The organism is Pseudomonas sp. MM211, assembly GCF_020386635.1.
Lineage (GTDB): Bacteria > Pseudomonadota > Gammaproteobacteria > Pseudomonadales > Pseudomonadaceae > Aquipseudomonas.
The window spans coordinates 178,261-194,891 of record NZ_CP081942.1; the positions used below are offsets into that span (position 1 = coordinate 178,261).

General features: G+C 61.2%; 14 protein-coding genes and 1 pseudogene. 8 read left to right on the forward strand and 7 right to left on the reverse strand.

Annotated features, from left to right (window positions below):
• The 3 genes from K5Q02_RS00790 to K5Q02_RS00800 all read left to right on the forward strand — a co-directional run bounded on the left by K5Q02_RS00790 (position 1) and on the right by K5Q02_RS00800 (position 4,038).
• Positions 1-2,322, forward strand: a complete 2,322-nt coding sequence (locus K5Q02_RS00790) for an FdhF/YdeP family oxidoreductase (protein WP_225835443.1) — start codon at positions 1-3, stop codon at positions 2,320-2,322.
• Between the two features lie 357 nt (positions 2,323-2,679).
• Complete coding sequence (locus K5Q02_RS00795) at positions 2,680-3,399, forward strand: TorF family putative porin (protein WP_225835447.1); 720 nt, start codon at positions 2,680-2,682, stop codon at positions 3,397-3,399.
• A 204-nt stretch (positions 3,400-3,603) separates the two neighbouring features.
• Positions 3,604-4,038 carry a glycine zipper domain-containing protein gene (locus tag K5Q02_RS00800; protein WP_225835449.1) on the forward strand — a complete coding sequence of 145 codons (435 nt, stop codon included), beginning with the start codon at positions 3,604-3,606 and terminating at the stop codon, positions 4,036-4,038.
• Between the two features lie 40 nt (positions 4,039-4,078).
• Here the strand turns inward: K5Q02_RS00800 and K5Q02_RS00805 are convergent, their stop codons facing one another.
• Positions 4,079-4,513 carry an acyl-CoA thioesterase gene (locus tag K5Q02_RS00805; RefSeq protein ID WP_225835451.1) on the reverse strand — a complete coding sequence of 145 codons (435 nt, stop codon included), beginning with the start codon at positions 4,511-4,513 and terminating at the stop codon, positions 4,079-4,081.
• An 87-nt stretch (positions 4,514-4,600) separates the two neighbouring features.
• Positions 4,601-5,764 (reverse strand): iron-containing alcohol dehydrogenase, encoded by a 1,164-nt coding sequence (locus K5Q02_RS00810; RefSeq protein ID WP_225835453.1) that lies wholly within the window; start codon positions 5,762-5,764, stop codon positions 4,601-4,603.
• 407 nt (positions 5,765-6,171) lie between these two features.
• Here K5Q02_RS00810 and K5Q02_RS00815 point away from each other — a divergent pair, with 407 nt between their 5' ends.
• Positions 6,172-6,675, forward strand: coding sequence for a hypothetical protein (locus K5Q02_RS00815; protein ID WP_225835455.1), 504 nt, complete (start codon positions 6,172-6,174; stop codon positions 6,673-6,675).
• A 121-nt stretch (positions 6,676-6,796) separates the two neighbouring features.
• Here the strand turns inward: K5Q02_RS00815 and K5Q02_RS00820 are convergent, their stop codons facing one another.
• Positions 6,797-7,219 (reverse strand): HPF/RaiA family ribosome-associated protein, encoded by a 423-nt coding sequence (locus tag K5Q02_RS00820; protein WP_225835456.1) that lies wholly within the window; start codon positions 7,217-7,219, stop codon positions 6,797-6,799.
• A 114-nt stretch (positions 7,220-7,333) separates the two neighbouring features.
• Positions 7,334-7,936: a nitroreductase family protein gene (locus tag K5Q02_RS00825; RefSeq protein ID WP_225835458.1), complete on the reverse strand. Its 603-nt coding sequence runs from the start codon at positions 7,934-7,936 to the stop codon at positions 7,334-7,336.
• A gap of 269 nt (positions 7,937-8,205) precedes the next feature.
• Here K5Q02_RS00825 and K5Q02_RS00830 point away from each other — a divergent pair, with 269 nt between their 5' ends.
• From K5Q02_RS00830 to K5Q02_RS00845, 4 genes and pseudogenes are all read left to right on the forward strand, one after another.
• The gene (locus K5Q02_RS00830) at positions 8,206-9,336 is read left to right on the forward strand and encodes an MlaE family ABC transporter permease (RefSeq protein WP_225835461.1); all 1,131 of its coding nucleotides are present in this window, start codon (positions 8,206-8,208) and stop codon (positions 9,334-9,336) included.
• A complete protein-coding gene (locus tag K5Q02_RS00835; protein ID WP_225835464.1) occupies positions 9,333-10,115 on the forward strand; it encodes an ABC transporter ATP-binding protein in 783 nt (260 codons plus the stop codon). Before K5Q02_RS00830 ends, K5Q02_RS00835 begins: the two co-directional genes overlap by 4 nt.
• Positions 10,115-11,032, forward strand: a complete 918-nt coding sequence (locus tag K5Q02_RS00840) for an MlaD family protein (RefSeq protein WP_225835466.1) — start codon at positions 10,115-10,117, stop codon at positions 11,030-11,032. The genes K5Q02_RS00835 and K5Q02_RS00840 overlap by 1 nt, the downstream gene beginning before the upstream one ends.
• Positions 11,029-11,657: pseudogene (locus tag K5Q02_RS00845) on the forward strand (ABC-type transport auxiliary lipoprotein family protein). Before K5Q02_RS00840 ends, K5Q02_RS00845 begins: the two are co-directional and overlap by 4 nt.
• 213 nt (positions 11,658-11,870) lie before the next feature.
• Here the strand turns inward: K5Q02_RS00845 and clpB are convergent.
• The 3 genes from clpB to rluD all read right to left on the reverse strand — a co-directional run bounded on the left by clpB (position 11,871) and on the right by rluD (position 16,553).
• Positions 11,871-14,435, reverse strand: a complete 2,565-nt coding sequence (clpB, locus tag K5Q02_RS00850) for an ATP-dependent chaperone ClpB (protein ID WP_225835469.1) — start codon at positions 14,433-14,435, stop codon at positions 11,871-11,873.
• A 406-nt stretch (positions 14,436-14,841) separates the two neighbouring features.
• The gene (gene pgeF / locus K5Q02_RS00855; RefSeq protein ID WP_225835471.1) at positions 14,842-15,582 is read right to left on the reverse strand and encodes a peptidoglycan editing factor PgeF; all 741 of its coding nucleotides are present in this window, start codon (positions 15,580-15,582) and stop codon (positions 14,842-14,844) included.
• Positions 15,579-16,553 carry a 23S rRNA pseudouridine(1911/1915/1917) synthase RluD gene (rluD, locus tag K5Q02_RS00860; protein ID WP_225835472.1) on the reverse strand — a complete coding sequence of 325 codons (975 nt, stop codon included), beginning with the start codon at positions 16,551-16,553 and terminating at the stop codon, positions 15,579-15,581. Before rluD ends, pgeF begins: the two co-directional genes overlap by 4 nt.
• Between the last annotated feature and the right edge of the window lie 78 nt (positions 16,554-16,631).

Genomic DNA, 16,631 nt, shown 5'->3' on the forward strand with positions numbered 1-16,631 from the left:
ATGAGCCTGCAACCCGTTAACCCGCGTTACAAACCCTATAAAGGCGCTGCCGCCGGTTGGGGTGCGCTGATCAGCGTCACCCAGTTCTGGCTGGACAGTAAACAGCCGTTCAAGAACCTGCGCGCGCTGCTCAAGACCAACCAGAACGGTGGTTTCGACTGCCCCGGCTGCGCCTGGGGCGATTCCCCGGAAGACGGACACATCAAGTTCTGTGAGAACGGCGCCAAGGCGGTTAACTGGGAAGCCACCAAACGTCGTGTCGACGCGAAGTTCTTCGCCAAGTACACCGTCAGCCAGCTGCGCGAGCAAAGCGACTACTGGCTCGAGTATCAGGGCCGCCTGACCGAGCCGATGCGCTACGACGCCGCCACCGATCGCTACGTGCCCACCTCCTGGGACGATGCCTTCAGCCTGATCGCCAAACACCTGAAAAACCTCGAAAGCCCCAACCAGGCCGAGTTCTACACCTCGGGCCGGGCCAGCAACGAGGCGGCGTTCCTGTATCAGCTGTTCGTGCGGGCATTCGGTACCAACAACTTCCCCGACTGCTCGAACATGTGCCACGAGGCCAGCGGTGTCGCACTGACCCAGAGCGTTGGCATCGGCAAAGGCAGCGTGACCTTTGCCGACTTCGAGCACGCCGATGCGATCTTCGTCCTTGGCCAGAACCCAGGCACCAACCATCCCCGCATGCTCGAGCCGCTGCGTGAGGCGGTCAAGCGTGGCGCCCAGGTCGTTGCTTTCAACCCACTGAAGGAGCGTGGCCTGGAGCGCTTTCAGCATCCACAACACGCTCTGGAAATGCTCACCAACGGTTCCGAACCACTCAACACCGCGTTCTTCCGCCCGGCACTGGGTGGCGATATGGCGGCGCTGCGCGGCATCGCCAAGTTCCTGCTGCAATGGGAGCGCGAAGCGGTCGCCAAGGGTGACAAACCGGTATTCGACCATGCCTTCATCGCCGAACACACCGATGGTGTCGACGCCTACCTGGCGGCGCTGGATGAGACATCCTGGGAGTCGCTGGTTGAGCAGTCAGGCCTGACCCTCGAAGACATCGAGCAGGCTGCGCTGATGTATCGTCGCGCCGAGAAGGTCATCATGTGCTGGGCAATGGGCATCACCCAGCACCTGCACTCGGTGGCTACCATCCAGGAAATCGTCAACCTGCAGTTGCTACGTGGCAACCTTGGCCGCCCTGGCGCTGGCCTGTGCCCGGTACGTGGCCACAGTAACGTGCAGGGTGACCGCACCATGGGCATCAATGATCGCCCGCCAGTGGTGCTGCTCGACAACATCGAGAAGCGCTTCCAGTTCAAGGTGCCCCGCGAAAACGGCCACAACACCGTCGAAGCGATCAACGCCATGGTCGATGGCCAGGCCAAGGTGTTCATCGCCCTGGGTGGCAACTTCGCCCAGGCTACGCCGGACAGCCCGCGCACCCATAAAGCGCTGCAGAACTGCGAGTTGACCGTACAGATCAGCACCAAGCTCAACCGCAGCCACCTGACCACCGGCACCGATGCGCTGATCCTGCCGTGCCTGGGCCGTACCGATATCGATCATCAGGCCACCGGCCCGCAGGCGATAACCGTAGAAGACTCGTTCAGCATGATCCACGCGTCCAACGGCCAGTTGGAGCCGCTGTCCCGACAAATGCGTTCGGAACCCTCGATCGTCGCCGGCATTGCCAAAGCCACACTGGGTAACCACCCGGTCGACTGGGACGCCATGATCGCCGACTACGACCAGATCCGAGAGCTGATCGCCGACACCATTCCCGGCTTCCAGGATTTTAACCAGCGCGTGCAGCACCCAGGTGGTTTCTACCTGGGCAACTCGGCTGGCGCCCGTCAGTGGAAAACCACCACCGGCAAGGCCAACTTCAAGTCCAACACCTTGCTCGCCGATCTGCTGCCTGTGCAGGTGCGTAACAGTGGTCAAACGCCGGATCTGATCCTGCAGACCATGCGCTCCCACGACCAGTACAACACCACCATCTACGGCCTGGACGACCGCTACCGCGGCGTTCGTGGTCAGCGTGACGTGCTGTTCGTCAACGAGGCCGACCTTACGCGACTTGGCTACAAGCACGGGCAGAAAGTCGACATCACTTCGCTGTGGGACGACGGTATCGAGCGCAAAGTGGTTGGCTTTACCCTGCTGGCATTCGACATTCCAGCCGGCCAAGCGGCAGCCTATTACCCCGAGGCCAACCCACTGGTGCCGCTGGAAAGCGTCGGTCTGGGCAGCCACACGCCGACATCCAAGTTCGTTGCCATTCGCCTGCACACTGCCGGGCAGACTGCGCGCATCCTGTAATCGGTAACGCCTCCATCTCGCCCAAGCATCTCGACCTGGGTGAGATGGAGGCGATACTCAGCCGAAGCATCCCCTTCGGCGTGGCGTGGCACCGGATAGCGGCCGAAGTTGCTGCATTTCGTCGGAATCTGCCAAACACATCGGTAAAAATGCCAACTGATGTCCCTTTGCCGTTACTTTCGTCAGTTAACGTGCCAGACCAAGCGCTCAACCGAAGCGCATAGCGTTTCTTGCCCAAGCCACGATGTGGCCCTTCGGGTTTCTGCCAGACGAGCAACACCGTGCGAATGATCCGCCGAGCCGCGCCATTGAGCAGCTCTGCAGCTGACGTCATTCGCCTGCAACGGGAGGAATTCCATGCGTTTTCCATCTGCCGTCCTGCTAGGGGCGGCTCTGCTGAGCATTCAAGCCCAGGCGGCGATCCTGGAGCGGGAACTGGGTGACTACGAGCTCAATCTGGGCACCACGCCAAGCCGCAGCATGGCTCAGGGGCTGGTCAAGCCAGAGAGTGGCGGTACCTTCCACGGCGGCCTCGACCTGAGCCACCCGAGCGGCTGGTACCTCGGTCAATGGTCGCCCAACCTGGGGATCAGTCCGGGTAGTCGCATGGAGCTCAATAGCTATGTCGGCTATCGACAGCATTTCGTCGATTCGCTCGGCTACGAAGTCGGCACGATTCGCTACAGCCATCCGGGCTACACCTACCTCGACAGTCAGGACGTTTACGCAGGCCTGACGTATGACGCGCGCCGCTTCGGTTTCTCCTTCAGCAATGACCCCAGCCGCTTCAACAGTACGGTGCTGGCCGACCTGGGCCGTGTCAGCCTGCTGGGCATGGCCGTCGTCGTGCGCTACGGCAATCACCTGCTCGACAACCCCAAAAATATTTCCGGTGGTGGGCAGGTCAGCTCCTTCAACGACTGGTCGCTGAGCCTGTCGCGGCCCTGGAAAGGAATCGACTTCGATTTTTCCTACTCGGATTCCAGCTTGAGCGGTGATGCATGCTCGGCCTATTCAGGCCACAACACCGAGTGTGAGGGCTGGTTCCTAATCAAAGCATCGCGCTCACTGTTCTAAACAGCCGCCCACCCGCGGCCACGCTGGGCGAGCCCCGCATCACACACATCTTGATACATTCACCCATGTATCTTTAATCCCCATCTCGGGAATTTCCTTGCAGATCAGGCTCTAAGCTTGTGTCACCGGCACAGTACGGGCGACCGCATGATCCATGGCACTGCCATGACTACGCCCGCAAGGGTATTTTTCGAGGGTTGCGCGATGCGTACATTCCTTACCGCACTCGCTTTCAGTGCACTGGTTTCTCCCCTGGCCAACGCCGATACCACCAAATCCGCCATTGGCAGCGGTGTGGGTGGCGCGCTCGGCAATATCGTCGGCCAGCATCTGGGCGGCAGCACAGGTGCCGCGATCGGCGCCGGCCTCGGCGGTGCTGCCGGTGGCGCCATCAGCTCACGCAACAAGACCGAAGCCGCATTGGGCGGCGGCCTGGGCGCCTCCGCGGGCTCCGTGCTGGGCAACCAGTTCGGTGGCGGCACCGCATCGACCATTGGCGCAGGCCTGGGCGGCGCAGCCGGTGGTGCTCTGGCCAACGAGATGGCCGACAGCAACCGCAACGAATCCCGCTACCGCGATAACGGCCATCGTCATGGCAAGAAGCACCACAAACGCCATCACAAACACCGTCACCGTTAATCCATATACAACCAAGGGCGCCTTCAGCGCCCTTGGTCGTTCAAGAGACCTTCAACGCCTCCATCGCCAACCGCAATGTTTCAGGTATCGCAGCCGGCCGGTTGCTCGACCTGTCGACGAACACATGCACGAAGCGCCCAGCGGCGCAGGCCTGCTCTTCCCCTTCCTTGAATACCGCCAGCTCGTACTGCACCGAACTGTTGCCCAGATTGCCGACTCGCAAGCCGATCTCGATGCGCTCGGGAAAGGCAATCGACGCGAAGTAGTCGCAGCTCGAACTCACCACGAACCCGACGATTTCACCGCGATGAATATCCAGCCCACCCACCTCGATCAGGTAGGTGTTCACCGCGCTGTCGAAATAGCTGTAATAGGTGACGTTATTGACGTGCCCGTACAGGTCGTTGTCATGCCAGCGCGTAGTGATCGGCTGGAAGTGGCGATAGTGCTCGCGCAGGTGCTGTGGCTGCTGCATGGGACGACGCCTCGGATAAGGGAGAAGCCGGCATGGTGCCGGCCCTCATCGACGCTGACAACCTACAGCGAGAGCCGCGCAGCTCGGTTAGTAAGCGACCTGATAGATCGCCAGCGCATGGGCCTGGGTCATCTCCCGGGGATTATTGGCCAGCAGACGCTCGTGCAGCATGGCATCGGTCGCCAAGCGCGGCAGCAGAGACTGGTCAACGCCTATATCGCGCAGACGCGCAGGCAGGCCACTGCGCTCGCTGAGGTCGGCCAGTTCGATGATGAACTGCTCGGTGTGATCCGTGGCATCGCCTGAACGAAGCCGCTCCCCCAGCAGCAGCGGCGCCAGTTCCTCGTAGAGCGGCGCTGCGACGGACGCATTGAAGCCCAGCACATGGGGCAGCAGTACCGCCGTACTTACGCCATGCGGTACTTGGCAATGGCCGCCAAGGGGATAGGCCAGGGCGTGCACGGCTGCCAGCGGCGCGTTGGCATATGCTTGCCCGGCAAGGCAGGAACCCAGCAGCATGGCCTGCCGTGCCTCGAGATTGCCGCCGTTATGCACCGCTTCGTCGAGATTGGCACCGAGCAGGCGCAGGGCCTCGCGAGCGAGCATGTCGGACAGCGGATTCTTGCGCCGCGCGCCGGTATAGGCCTCCACCGCATGCCCCATCGCCAGCATGCCGCAGGCTGCGGTTACGGGTGCAGGCAATTGCAGAGTGAGATCGGCATCGAGCAGCGCCAGATCTGGCAGCAGACGAGCCGACACCACCGCAATACGTGTTGAATGGGCCGTGGTAACCACCGCGATGGGCGTAACTTCGGAGCCGCTACCTGCAGTAGTCGGCACCTGGATCAACGGCAACCGCTGCCCAACGGCCTTGTCGACACCATACAAATCACTTAGCGACTGCCGGCAATCCGGGTGCGCCAACAAGGCAACCAGCTTGGCCACATCCAGCGAGCTGCCACCACCGAAACCGACGATCAGACTCGCCTGTACGTTCTTGGCGAATTGCGCCGCACTGCTTACCACGCTCTCCGGGGCACCGGCCGTCACACCGTCGAATACGTGCAGCGCCAAATCAATGCCTGCGAAAGCTGCCCGTACCTCTTCGAAAAAATCGAGCCGCGCTACACCGGCATCGGTGATCAGCACCACCGAGCGCGCTCCCCATGCTCGACACAAGGGAGCGAGCCGTTGCACGGCTCCCGGTTCGCAGATGAGATGGGCGGCTGTAGCAAAACTGAATGGCTGCATGACGCTTTCCTCTTCTTGTGATGCGCGCGAATGTGCGCGTGAAGGCCATGCTCCTTGTGCTGTCACCCTGGCAAGGCCCATGTACTCATAGTAGGTCGGGAAACATCATCTGCCTCGTGGAGCCAGCCTTCGCTGCCGCTCGTCGACTACTTCATGCTGGCTCACAGGCCAGGTGGCCGCACGCTGTCTTTCAAGCATCTTGCCTTTGCATTTTGGCTGGATTGCCACAGCCCAGTAACTATGCGCCTTTGGCGCTCATCGACATATATCGACGCCGCTGGGCGACATTCTGCTGCCGAAAAAGTGCTAGTCCATCCGGTTCTTGGAGTTATGACACATCCGCCTAAGGAAGACGTTTCTCCGGGCTTAGACTGGAAACATCGACACGAAGAAGATGGAGGTGACTCATGCCCCTTTCTATCGACGGCATGAATATCGGGCAGTACAGCTATCGCCCAGTCGGCAACGTTGGTAATGGTCTGCAAACCAATCAACTGGAGCGAGTGGCACCTGCCACTCAGCGGCTGGACGATGCTCAGGAGCGCTTGCTGGAACGCCAGCGTCTTGAACAGGATCGTCAGGAGCAACTGCGTGAGGCGCGTGACGAGCGCATTGCCCAGCAGGATCAACAGCAAGAACGCGCCCTGCAATTACGCCAGGAACGTCAAGACGCAGTGCAAGCGCTCAACGAGCAGCTACGTGAACAGCGCCTTGAGGCTCTGCAGGAACAGCGTCAGGAAGCGCTCAACCCGCTATCGGCCGAGAGTCTGGCAAGGCAGCGGACGCAGCTGGAAACTGTTCCAGCGGCCAGCAACGGTTATCAGGTCAGCCCGCGATTAGCCGAGCAAGCCATCTCGACTTACCGGCAGACCGAGTCACCAGACTTTATCGGTCGTAGCCTGGTTGCCTGATAAACGAAACAGGCCCTGTGTAGCGTCACACCAAGCGACGCCACAAAGGGCCTGTTTTTTATATGCGGGATAGAGCTTTGAGGATCATGCGCTTACTCAAGGGAGTAAGCGCATCGAAGGATCACTCCTTGCCGAGCGCCTCCTGACGCTCCAGAAACTCTTCCTGCAACAGCGCATCGGAGTTCTCCGCTTCGCCGGCGTCCAGTTCCTGCTCGAGATGCCCGGTACCGACCGCTTTGCTTTCCAGCTTGCCGACCAGATGCTCCAGCGCATGGCGCATTTTCTCGGCGGCGCCTTCTACAGCCTGATCCAGCGATTCAGCCTTATGGGTGACCGAAAGCGGCTGATGGCCCTTGGGCCGCGCTTCGATCTGGCAGCGCTTGTCATCGGCGCCGCTCTTGCTGCCGTTCTCGTCACTGATGTGCACTTCGACACGCGACAGAAACTCCTCGTAACGCTCCAGCCGATCCGCCACCGATGCGCCCACCCATTCCTGGAGACGCGCACTGCCTTCGATATGGTTGCTGTTCACTTGAACTTGCATGTGATTCCTCGCTTTTGACGGGTCTACAAGCTTGGAGGCAACAGATCAGAACTAGGTTCCTGCTGTTTGCCCTAACGCCAAGATACGCAGCAAGGGCAAACAGTGAAAGGATGATCAGAAGCGATCGCGGATAACCACTTCATCGAACGGCAGCTTGCCGATCCGCGGTTTGGCGTCGATGGCCTTCTTGCCGACCGCGACCATCAGGCCGATCACGTGGTTGTCCGGCAGGTTGATCAGCTTGCCCACGGCATCGAAATCGAAGCCGTCCATGGGGCAGGAATCCAGGCCCTTGCCGCGTGCGGCCAGCATCAGCGTCTGCGCCATCAGGCCACAGCTGCGCATGGTTTCATCGCGCTGCACCTGGGGCTTGTCGCGGTAATAGGTGTCGATGGCACCCGCCATGTACTGCTGCACCTCCACCGGCGCGCCTTCCCACACGCGGCTGACATTCTTTTCCCAGCTATCGACCTGCGCGCAGATCACCACCAGCATCGACGCATCGGTCATCTGCGCCTGTCCCCAGCCCGCTTCACGGATCTGCTGGCGCAGCGCCGGATCACTGACCTCGACCAGGCGTACATGCTGCAGGTTGAAAGCCGATGGGGCGAGCAGAGCCAGTTGCAACAGCTCGCTCTTCTCATCGTTGCTGAGGGTGAACCCTGCGTCGTAACCCTTGATGGCGCGGCGGCTGCGGATGGCTTCGTCGATATGCATGGATAACTCCGGAAACGGTGATGGAAAATTCTCCGCCATGCTAGGTAAGCAGCCGAGACAAAGCCACTGGGCTTTTGCGATGCAATTCATCGCCTGCAACGATTTATTCGAACCCCACTCGGCTTAGCCAGTCGATTACCCATAACCTACGGCCAACGTCTACCTTGCACACGCGCTGAGCCCTACTATTACGGCAAAGGTTTACAAGATATCCCTGAGGCTCTATTACGGCTGTTCCATACGAACGTTCGAGCGTTAAGCTGTCGACCATGACCCACACGCCTTACATTTCGGCTCCCACTACTGACGCTGCCACACTGAAGGTGGGGGGAGACTGGACGCTCGCCCATTACGGCGCGCTGGTCGTTCAGGTAGACGCAATCAGGCGCAACCTGGCGGATGATCTGCATGCAGACATCAACGAACTGGACACCCTGGATACAGCCGGCGCCAGCTTGCTGGTCGAGTTGTTCGGTGCCGAACGCCTGATCCGGATACTTCCCGCGGCGACGCTCAGCAAAGAGCGCCGCGCCTTGCTACACACCGTAGCCACGGCCATGCAGCAGGATCAGCAAGCACCTGAGCACCCTACCCGCTCGACCCACCGCGAGTTTTTCGGCCATATCGGCGAAGTAGTGGAGGGTGTTTGGCACAAGGCCGTCGGGCTGCTGGGGTTCGTTGGCCTCACGCTCAGCACCATGCTGCTGATTCTGTTCAACCCACGCCGCTGGCGGCTGACGTCCCTGGCTTCGCATCTGGAACAGATCGGCCTCAATGCGGTACCTATCGTCGCCCTGCTGACGTTTCTGGTGGGTGCCGTCGTGGCGTTCCTCGGCGCGACCATCCTGACCGACTTCGGCGCCACCATCTACACGGTCGACCTCGTGGCATTCTCGTTCCTGCGCGAATTCGGTGTGCTGCTCACCGCCATTCTCATGGCCGGCCGCACGGCGAGCGCCTTCACCGCGCAGATCGGCTCGATGAAGGCCAACGAGGAAATCGACGCGATCCGTACTCTGGGCCTCAATCCCATGGAGCTGCTGGTGCTGCCGCGGGTGTTCGCCATGCTCATCGCCCTGCCGCTGCTGACCTTTATCGCCATGCTGTGCGGCATGGTCGGCGGCGCCATGGTGTGCATGCTGACGCTGGATATCTCGCCGACGATGTTCATCAACGTGCTGCAGGAAAATATCCCGATCAACCACTTTCTGGTGGGCATGCTCAAGGCGCCGATCTTCGCCTTTCTGATTGCCGTGATCGGCTGCCTGGAAGGCTTCAAGGTCACGGGCAGCGCACAGTCAGTGGGTGAGCGCACCACGTCCAGCGTGGTGCAATCGATCTTCGTGGTAATCGTGGTAGACGCCCTGGCCGCGCTATTTTTGATGGAGATGGGCTGGTGAGTGACGACGCGATCATTCAGGTACGCGACCTGACCAATCAGTTCGGCCCGCAAGTGGTGCATCAACACCTGAACCTGGATCTGTACCGCGGCGAAGTGCTCGGCGTAGTGGGCGGCTCGGGCACCGGAAAATCCGTGCTGCTGCGCACCATCGTCGGCCTGCGCCAGCCCAACGCCGGCACGGTGCGGGTATTCGGCGAGGATCTGCTGATGCTATCGGCGCAACGTCGCTCCGAACTGGAACGTCGCTTCGGCGTGCTCTACCAGCGCGGCGCCCTGTTTTCCTCGCTCACCGTACTGGAAAACATCGCTCTGCCGCTGATCGAACACGCCGGGCTCAACCGCACTCATGCCGAGCGCCTGGCCGAATCCAAGGTGGCGCTGGTCGGCCTGCCCAGCCATGCGGGTGACAAGTATCCCACCGAGCTGTCCGGCGGCATGATCAAGCGCGCCGCGTTGGCCCGCGCCCTGGCACTGGAGCCGGACATCCTGTTTCTCGATGAGCCGACGGCCGGCCTCGACCCGATTGGCGCCGCGGCTTTCGACCAGTTGATCCGTACCCTGCGCGATGCCTTGGGCCTCAGCGTTTTCCTGGTCACTCACGATCTGGATACCCTTTACACCTTGTGCGACCGGGTTGCAGTGCTGTCGCAGAAACGCGTGCTGGTGGCTGATACCCTTGAAGTGGTGGCCGCTACCGATGACCCATGGATTCACGACTATTTTCACGGGCCGCGCGGACGCGCAGCCGAGCAGGCCGCTGTGCCTAGGAGCTTTTAATGGAACCGCGCGCCCATCACGTACTGATCGGGATGTTCACGGTGGCGATCGTAAGCGCCATCCTGCTGTTCGCCCTGTGGCTGGGTAAATCCAGTGCGGACAAGCAGTTCAACTATTACGAAGTGGTCTTTGCCGAAGCGGTCAGCGGCTTATCTCAGGGTAGCGCCGTGCAGTACAGCGGCATCCGCGTCGGCGACGTGACCAGCCTGACGCTCGACCCACAGGATCCGCGCAAGGTGCATGCGAACATCCGCATCACCAGCTCCACACCCATCAAAGAAGACACCCGCGCGCGCCTGACCATCACCAACATCACTGGCGGCGCGGTGATCCAGTTGCACGGCGGCTCACCCGAAAGCCCAACGTTAAAAGCCAGCAATGGTGATACGCCGGTGATCATCGCCGACCGCTCGCCACTGTCACGGCTGATGGCCAACGGCGAAGACCTGATGGTGAGTGTCACTCGCCTGCTGGATCGCGCCAATGCCATGTTCTCCCGTGAGAACACGCAAAATATCGCCAAGACCCTGCGCAACCTCGAGCAGATAACCGCCAGCGTCTCCGAGCAACGCGACGAGTTGCGTGAAGCGCTGACCCAGATGAGCACCGCGGGGCGCGAAGCGGCTGCCCTGATGAAAAACGCCAACCAGCTGTTTACCGGCCCGGCTCAGAACACCCTGGACAGTGCAGAACGTCTGGTGACCTCGCTGGAGCGCACCAGCAGCAACATCGAACAACTGCTGCAGGACAACCGCGCCGCCCTGGACGGCGGTATGCAGGGCATTGGCGAGCTGGGCCCGGCCATCAACGAACTGCGTGACACCCTCGGCTCGCTGCGCTCGTTCTCGCGACGACTGGAAGAAGACCCCGCCGGCTACCTGCTGCGCAGCGACAGCATCAAGGAGTTCCAACCATGAAAGCATTCGCCACCGTTGGTGCCCTGCTGCTGACCGGTCTGCTCAGCGCCTGCTCGATTCTTCCCTCGGGGGAAGCGCTGAACGTTTACCTGCTGCCCAGTAACTTGCCGGTACGCGCCTCGGATGCGCCTCAGCAGGACTGGTCCTGCGGGTCAACCGCCCGCAAAGCAGCCAGTTGCTCGACAGCCCACGTATTGCCGTATTGCCCGAGGGCGATCTGATCAGCGCTTATCAAGGCGCACGCTGGAGCGACCGTGCCCCCGCCCTGTTTCGTGATCGGCTGATCGGCGCCTTTCTCGATGATGGCCGCGTCGGCGCCGTCAGCAGCGACGAAGGCCGCCTGCAGGCCGACCTCGAACTGAGCAGTGATTTGCGTGCGTTCCAGACCGAATACCGCAATGGCCGGCCGGAGGTGCACATTCTGCTAGACGCCCGACTGGTGCAGGGAGGCAACCAGCGCATCCTCGCCAGCCGTCGCTTCGAAGTGCGCCAGATCGCAAGCGATGTCGCCGTGGAGTCGGTCGTGAAGACGTTCGGTACCGCCAACGACCAGCTCTCGCGCCAGTTGATCGACTGGGTAATTGAGCAAGGCCAGCGCAACGCGCCGAACGCCAGTAAGCCCTGACTGCCCCGTAGCCTGGCGTTGAGCGCAGCGATACCCGGGAAGTACAACACGCACAATCGCCCTCGAGCGGGAGCGTGTTATCAGGCTTGTCGTGTTTAGAGAGCCTGCGAATTCCCCGGGTATCGCTTCGCTCGCCCGCGGGCTACGTGACGTCATAACAAAACGGCCGGTGTGATCGCTCACACCGGCCGTTTTTTGCCGCTACCGCAGACGTCAGGCGAAGACGATTTCCTCGCCTTCCACCTTGCCGATCACGGTGCTACCCGGATTGAACTTGCCCGCCAGAATCATCTGCGCCAGCGGGTTTTCGATCCAACGCTGGATTGCACGCTTCAAAGGACGGGCGCCGTATACCGGGTCATACCCCACGGCGACCAGCTTATCCATGGCCTCATCGGACAGTTCCAGACTCAGCTCACGCTCGGCCAGACGCTCCAGCAGGCGGCTGAGCTGAATACGTGCGATACCGGCGATCTGCTCACGGGCCAGTGGCTCGAACACCACCACTTCGTCGATACGGTTAACGAACTCCGGACGGAAATGGTTGCCCACCGCATCCATCACCGCTGCGCGCTGCGCCTCACGGTCGCCGACCAACTCCTGAATCTGCGCCGACCCCAGGTTGGACGTCATCACGATCACCGTGTTCTTGAAGTCCACGGTGCGGCCGTGGCTATCGGTCAGGCGGCCATCTTCGAGCACCTGCAGCAACACGTTGAAGACATCCGGGTGAGCCTTCTCGACCTCATCCAGGAGCACCACCGAGTAAGGTTTGCGGCGCACCGCCTCGGTCAGGTAACCGCCCTCCTCATAGCCGACATAGCCAGGTGGCGCACCGATCAGGCGAGCCACGGAATGCTTCTCCATGAACTCGGACATGTCGATACGCACCAGTGCCTCCTCGGTATCGAAGAGGAATTCGGCCAGCGCTTTGCACAGCTCGGTCTTGCCGACGCCGGTCGGGCCGAGGAACAGAAACGAGCCGCTTGGGCGATTCGGGTCAGACAGGCCAGCGCGTGAACGACGCACCGCATTGGCCACGGCAACCACCGCCTCGTCCTGACCGATAACGCGCTGGTGCAGCAGCCCCTCCATTTTCAGCAGCTTGTCGCGCTCACCTTCGAGCATCTTCGACACCGGGATGCCTGTCCACTTGGAGACCACCTCGGCAATCTCCTCCTCGGTCACCTTGCTGCGCAGCAACTGGTTTTCAGTCTTGCCGTGCTGGTCGACCATTTGCAGGCTGCGCTCCAGATCGGGAATCACCCCATACTGCAGCTCGGCCATGCGGTTCAAATCGCCCTTGCGGCGTGCCGCCTCGAGCTCGGTGCGCGACTGTTCGATTTTCTGCTGGATCTGCGCTGAGCCCTGAACTTCGGCTTTCTCCGACTTCCAGATTTCATCGAGGTCGGAATACTCCTTCTCCAGCTTGGCGATATCGTCTTGCAACTTGGCAAAGCGCTTTTTGGCGGCCTCGTCCTCTTCCTTGCGCAACGCCTGGGCTTCCACCTTGAGCTGGATCAGACGACGATCCAGGCGGTCGAGCACTTCCGGCTTGGAGTCGATTTCCATGCGGATGCGGCTGGCCGCTTCGTCGATCAGGTCGATGGCCTTGTCCGGCAACTGACGATCGGTGATGTAGCGATGGCTGAGCTTGGCCGCGGCGATAATCGCGCCGTCGGTGATCGCCACCTTGTGGTGCACCTCGTAACGCTCCTTGAGGCCGCGCAGGATGGCGATGGTGTCTTCCTCGCTCGGCTCGTCGACCAACACCTTCTGGAAACGACGCTCCAGCGCGGCATCCTTCTCGATGAACTGGCGGTACTCGTTCAGGGTGGTGGCCCCCACGCAGTGCAGCTCGCCACGCGCCAGCGACGGTTTAAGCATGTTGCCAGCGTCCATGGCGCCCTCGGCCTTGCCGGCGCCGACCATGGTGTGCAGCTCGTCGATAAACAGAATGATGCGGCCTTCCTGCTTGGACAGTTCGTTGAGCACCGCCTTGAGGCGCTCCTCGAACTCGCCACGGAACTTGGCGCCAGCAATCAGCGAGCCCATATCCAATGACAGCAGGCGCTTGTCCTTGAGCCCGTCCGGTACTTCACCGTTGACGATGCGCTGGGCCAGACCTTCGGCAATGGCCGTCTTGCCCACACCGGGCTCACCGATCAGCACCGGGTTGTTCTTGGTACGCCGCTGCAGCACCTGAATGGTCCGGCGGATTTCATCGTCACGGCCAATCACCGGGTCGAGCTTGCCCTCTTCGGCGCGTTTGGTCAGGTCGACGGTGTATTTGTCCAGCGCCTGACGGGACTCTTCGATATTGGGGTCGTTCACCGCATCGCCGCCACGCAGGTTGTTGACCGCGTTTTCCAGAGCTTTGCGGCTAACGCCCTGACCGAGCAACAGCTTGCCCAGCTTGGTGTTGCCATCCATGGCGGCGAGCAGCACCAGTTCGCTGGAGATGAACTGATCCCCTTTCTGCTGCGACAGGCGGTCGGCCTGGTTGAGCAGACGTGCCAGATCCTGAGACAGGCTCACATCGCCAGTAGGGTTCTGGATCTTGGCCAGGTGATCGAGCTCTTTGCTCAAGGCCTCGCGCAAGCTGTTCACATCGAAGCCCACCTGCATCAGCAGCGGGCGAATGGTACCGCCCTGCTGGTCGAGCAGCGCCTGCATCAGGTGCAGTGGCTCGATGGCGGAATGGTCATGGCCGACGGCCAGCGACTGGGCATCGGAAAGGGCAAGTTGTAACTTGCTGGTCAAACGGTCGATTCGCATAGCGTCATCCTTCCTTTATAGGGCAGGCCAGCGCGGTGCATGCGCCTAACCCAATAACCTGCCGAGATGGAGAATAGATGAGGCCGATTGTGCGCGTTTCAAGCAGGCGGGTGTTGATAGTGGTCAGGGACGCGCCAAAAGACTGGGCAGACCTCAGAACCTATTCACGATCTGTGCACTTGGCAAATAGGAACCGTACCCCTATGGATCGACGGTAAAAGGCGAAAGCGGCCGGTGAGCAGAGCTTTTGTGGGAGAGGCTTTAGCCTCGATTTTGCCTAGCTAGGCGCAAAGAGCTCGCGGCTAAAGCCCCTCCCACAAGTTACGCAAACGTCCGCTTTCGCCACTTTACTGCCATTGCACGCGGAGTCTCGTCGAAAAATCGCTAACAGGCTTCTACGGAAATCTTAGCGATCTGCCAACCAGATCAGCGAGGCGAAGCGGCCGGTCTGGGCGGCGCGACGGTAGGAATAGAAGCGTGAATCATTGACGGTGCAGAACCCACCGCCATACACGGCATTGATACCGCGAGCAGCCAGACGGATGCGCGCCAATTGGTAGATATCCGCCATGAAGCGCCCGACATTCTCGCTCGGCAAAAAGGCACCGGCCGCCTGGGGATGCCCGCTGACGAAGGCCTCACGCACTTCGGCGCCGACCTCGAATGCCTGTGGGCCAATGGCGGGGCCTAGCCACACCAATGTCTCCTCAGGCTCGACGGCCAAGGCATCAAGCGTGGCCTCCAGCACACCACCGGCCAACCCACGCCAGCCAGCATGAGCGGCCGCCACACGAGTGCCGGCGCGATCGCAGAACAATGCAGGCAGGCAGTCTGCGGTCATCACCGTACAGGCGACGCCCGTCGTAGCCGTCCAACTGGCATCGGCTTCCTCGACGCTTTCCGGATCAGCGTGAGCGACAGCGATGCCGTGCACCTGCTGCAACCAGGCCGGGCGGCACCCCAACTGGCTCAGCAGCCGCTGACGATTCTTGACCACAGCCTGCGGATCATCCTCGACATGCGCGGCGAGGTTGAAGCTGTCGTAGGGAGCCGCACTCACGCCACCCGCGCGCGTGGTCACGCAGGCGCGCACCCACTCGGGAGCGGGCCAATGCGGCGTTAGCCAGTCATGGGCCTTGTCACTCATCCAATAAACGCCTCGCGATCCTGACGCAGCAGCGTCAGCAACCAGACGAAATCATCGGGCAACGGCGATTGCCACTTCATCCGCTCACCGGTAAGCGGATGATCCAGCTCAAGGAAACGGGCGTGCAGAGCCTGGCGCGGAAACTCCTTGAGGCTTTGCACCATGGTCTGACTGGCCGCTGGCGGAATACGGAACCGCCCGCCATACACCGGATCGCCAACCAACGGGTAGCCGACGTGGCTCATATGCACACGAATCTGGTGAGTGCGCCCCGTTTCTAGCTTGACCCGGCTGTGGGTATGCGAACGGAAACGCTCGAGCACGCGGTAATGGCTGACAGCTGGCTTGCCGCCATCGGTAACGGCCATACGCTGGCGTTGCGAGGAACTACGGCCGATGGGCGCGCTGATCTTGCCACCCGAGGTGATCACGCCAATCACGATGCATTCGTAGATGCGGCTGACCGTGCGTTTCTGCAATTGATCGACCAGCCGGGTCTGTGCCTCGATGGTCTTGGCCACCACCATAAGACCGGTGGTGTCCTTGTCCAGGCGATGCACGATGCCAGCCCGTGGCACGTTGATGATATCCGGCACGTGGTGCAGCAACGCATTGAGCAAAGTGCCATCGGCGTGACCGACAGCCGGATGCACGACCAGCCCGGCGGGCTTGTCGATCACCAGAATCTGCTCATCCTCGTAGACGATATTGAGCGCAATGTCCTGGGCGACCCATTCACCCTGGGCCTCCTGCTCGGCTGAAAGGGCCAACACGGAACCGCCGTGAACGATGTCACGGGGGCGTAGCACCTGACCATCGACGGTCAGATTGCCCTCCTTGATCCAGCCGGACAGGCGCGAGCGCGAGTGCTCGGCGAACAGCTGGGCGGCGACTTGGTCGAGGCGTTGACCGCCCAGATCGTAGGGCACCTCGGCGGATAACTGAATAGCCTGCTTATTAATAGATGACATGCTCGGCAACGGAGGGGGCATAGCCTTTGGTTTCAGCTACACGCTTGTGGTTAAATACGGCGTCTTTGCCCCAGGGGT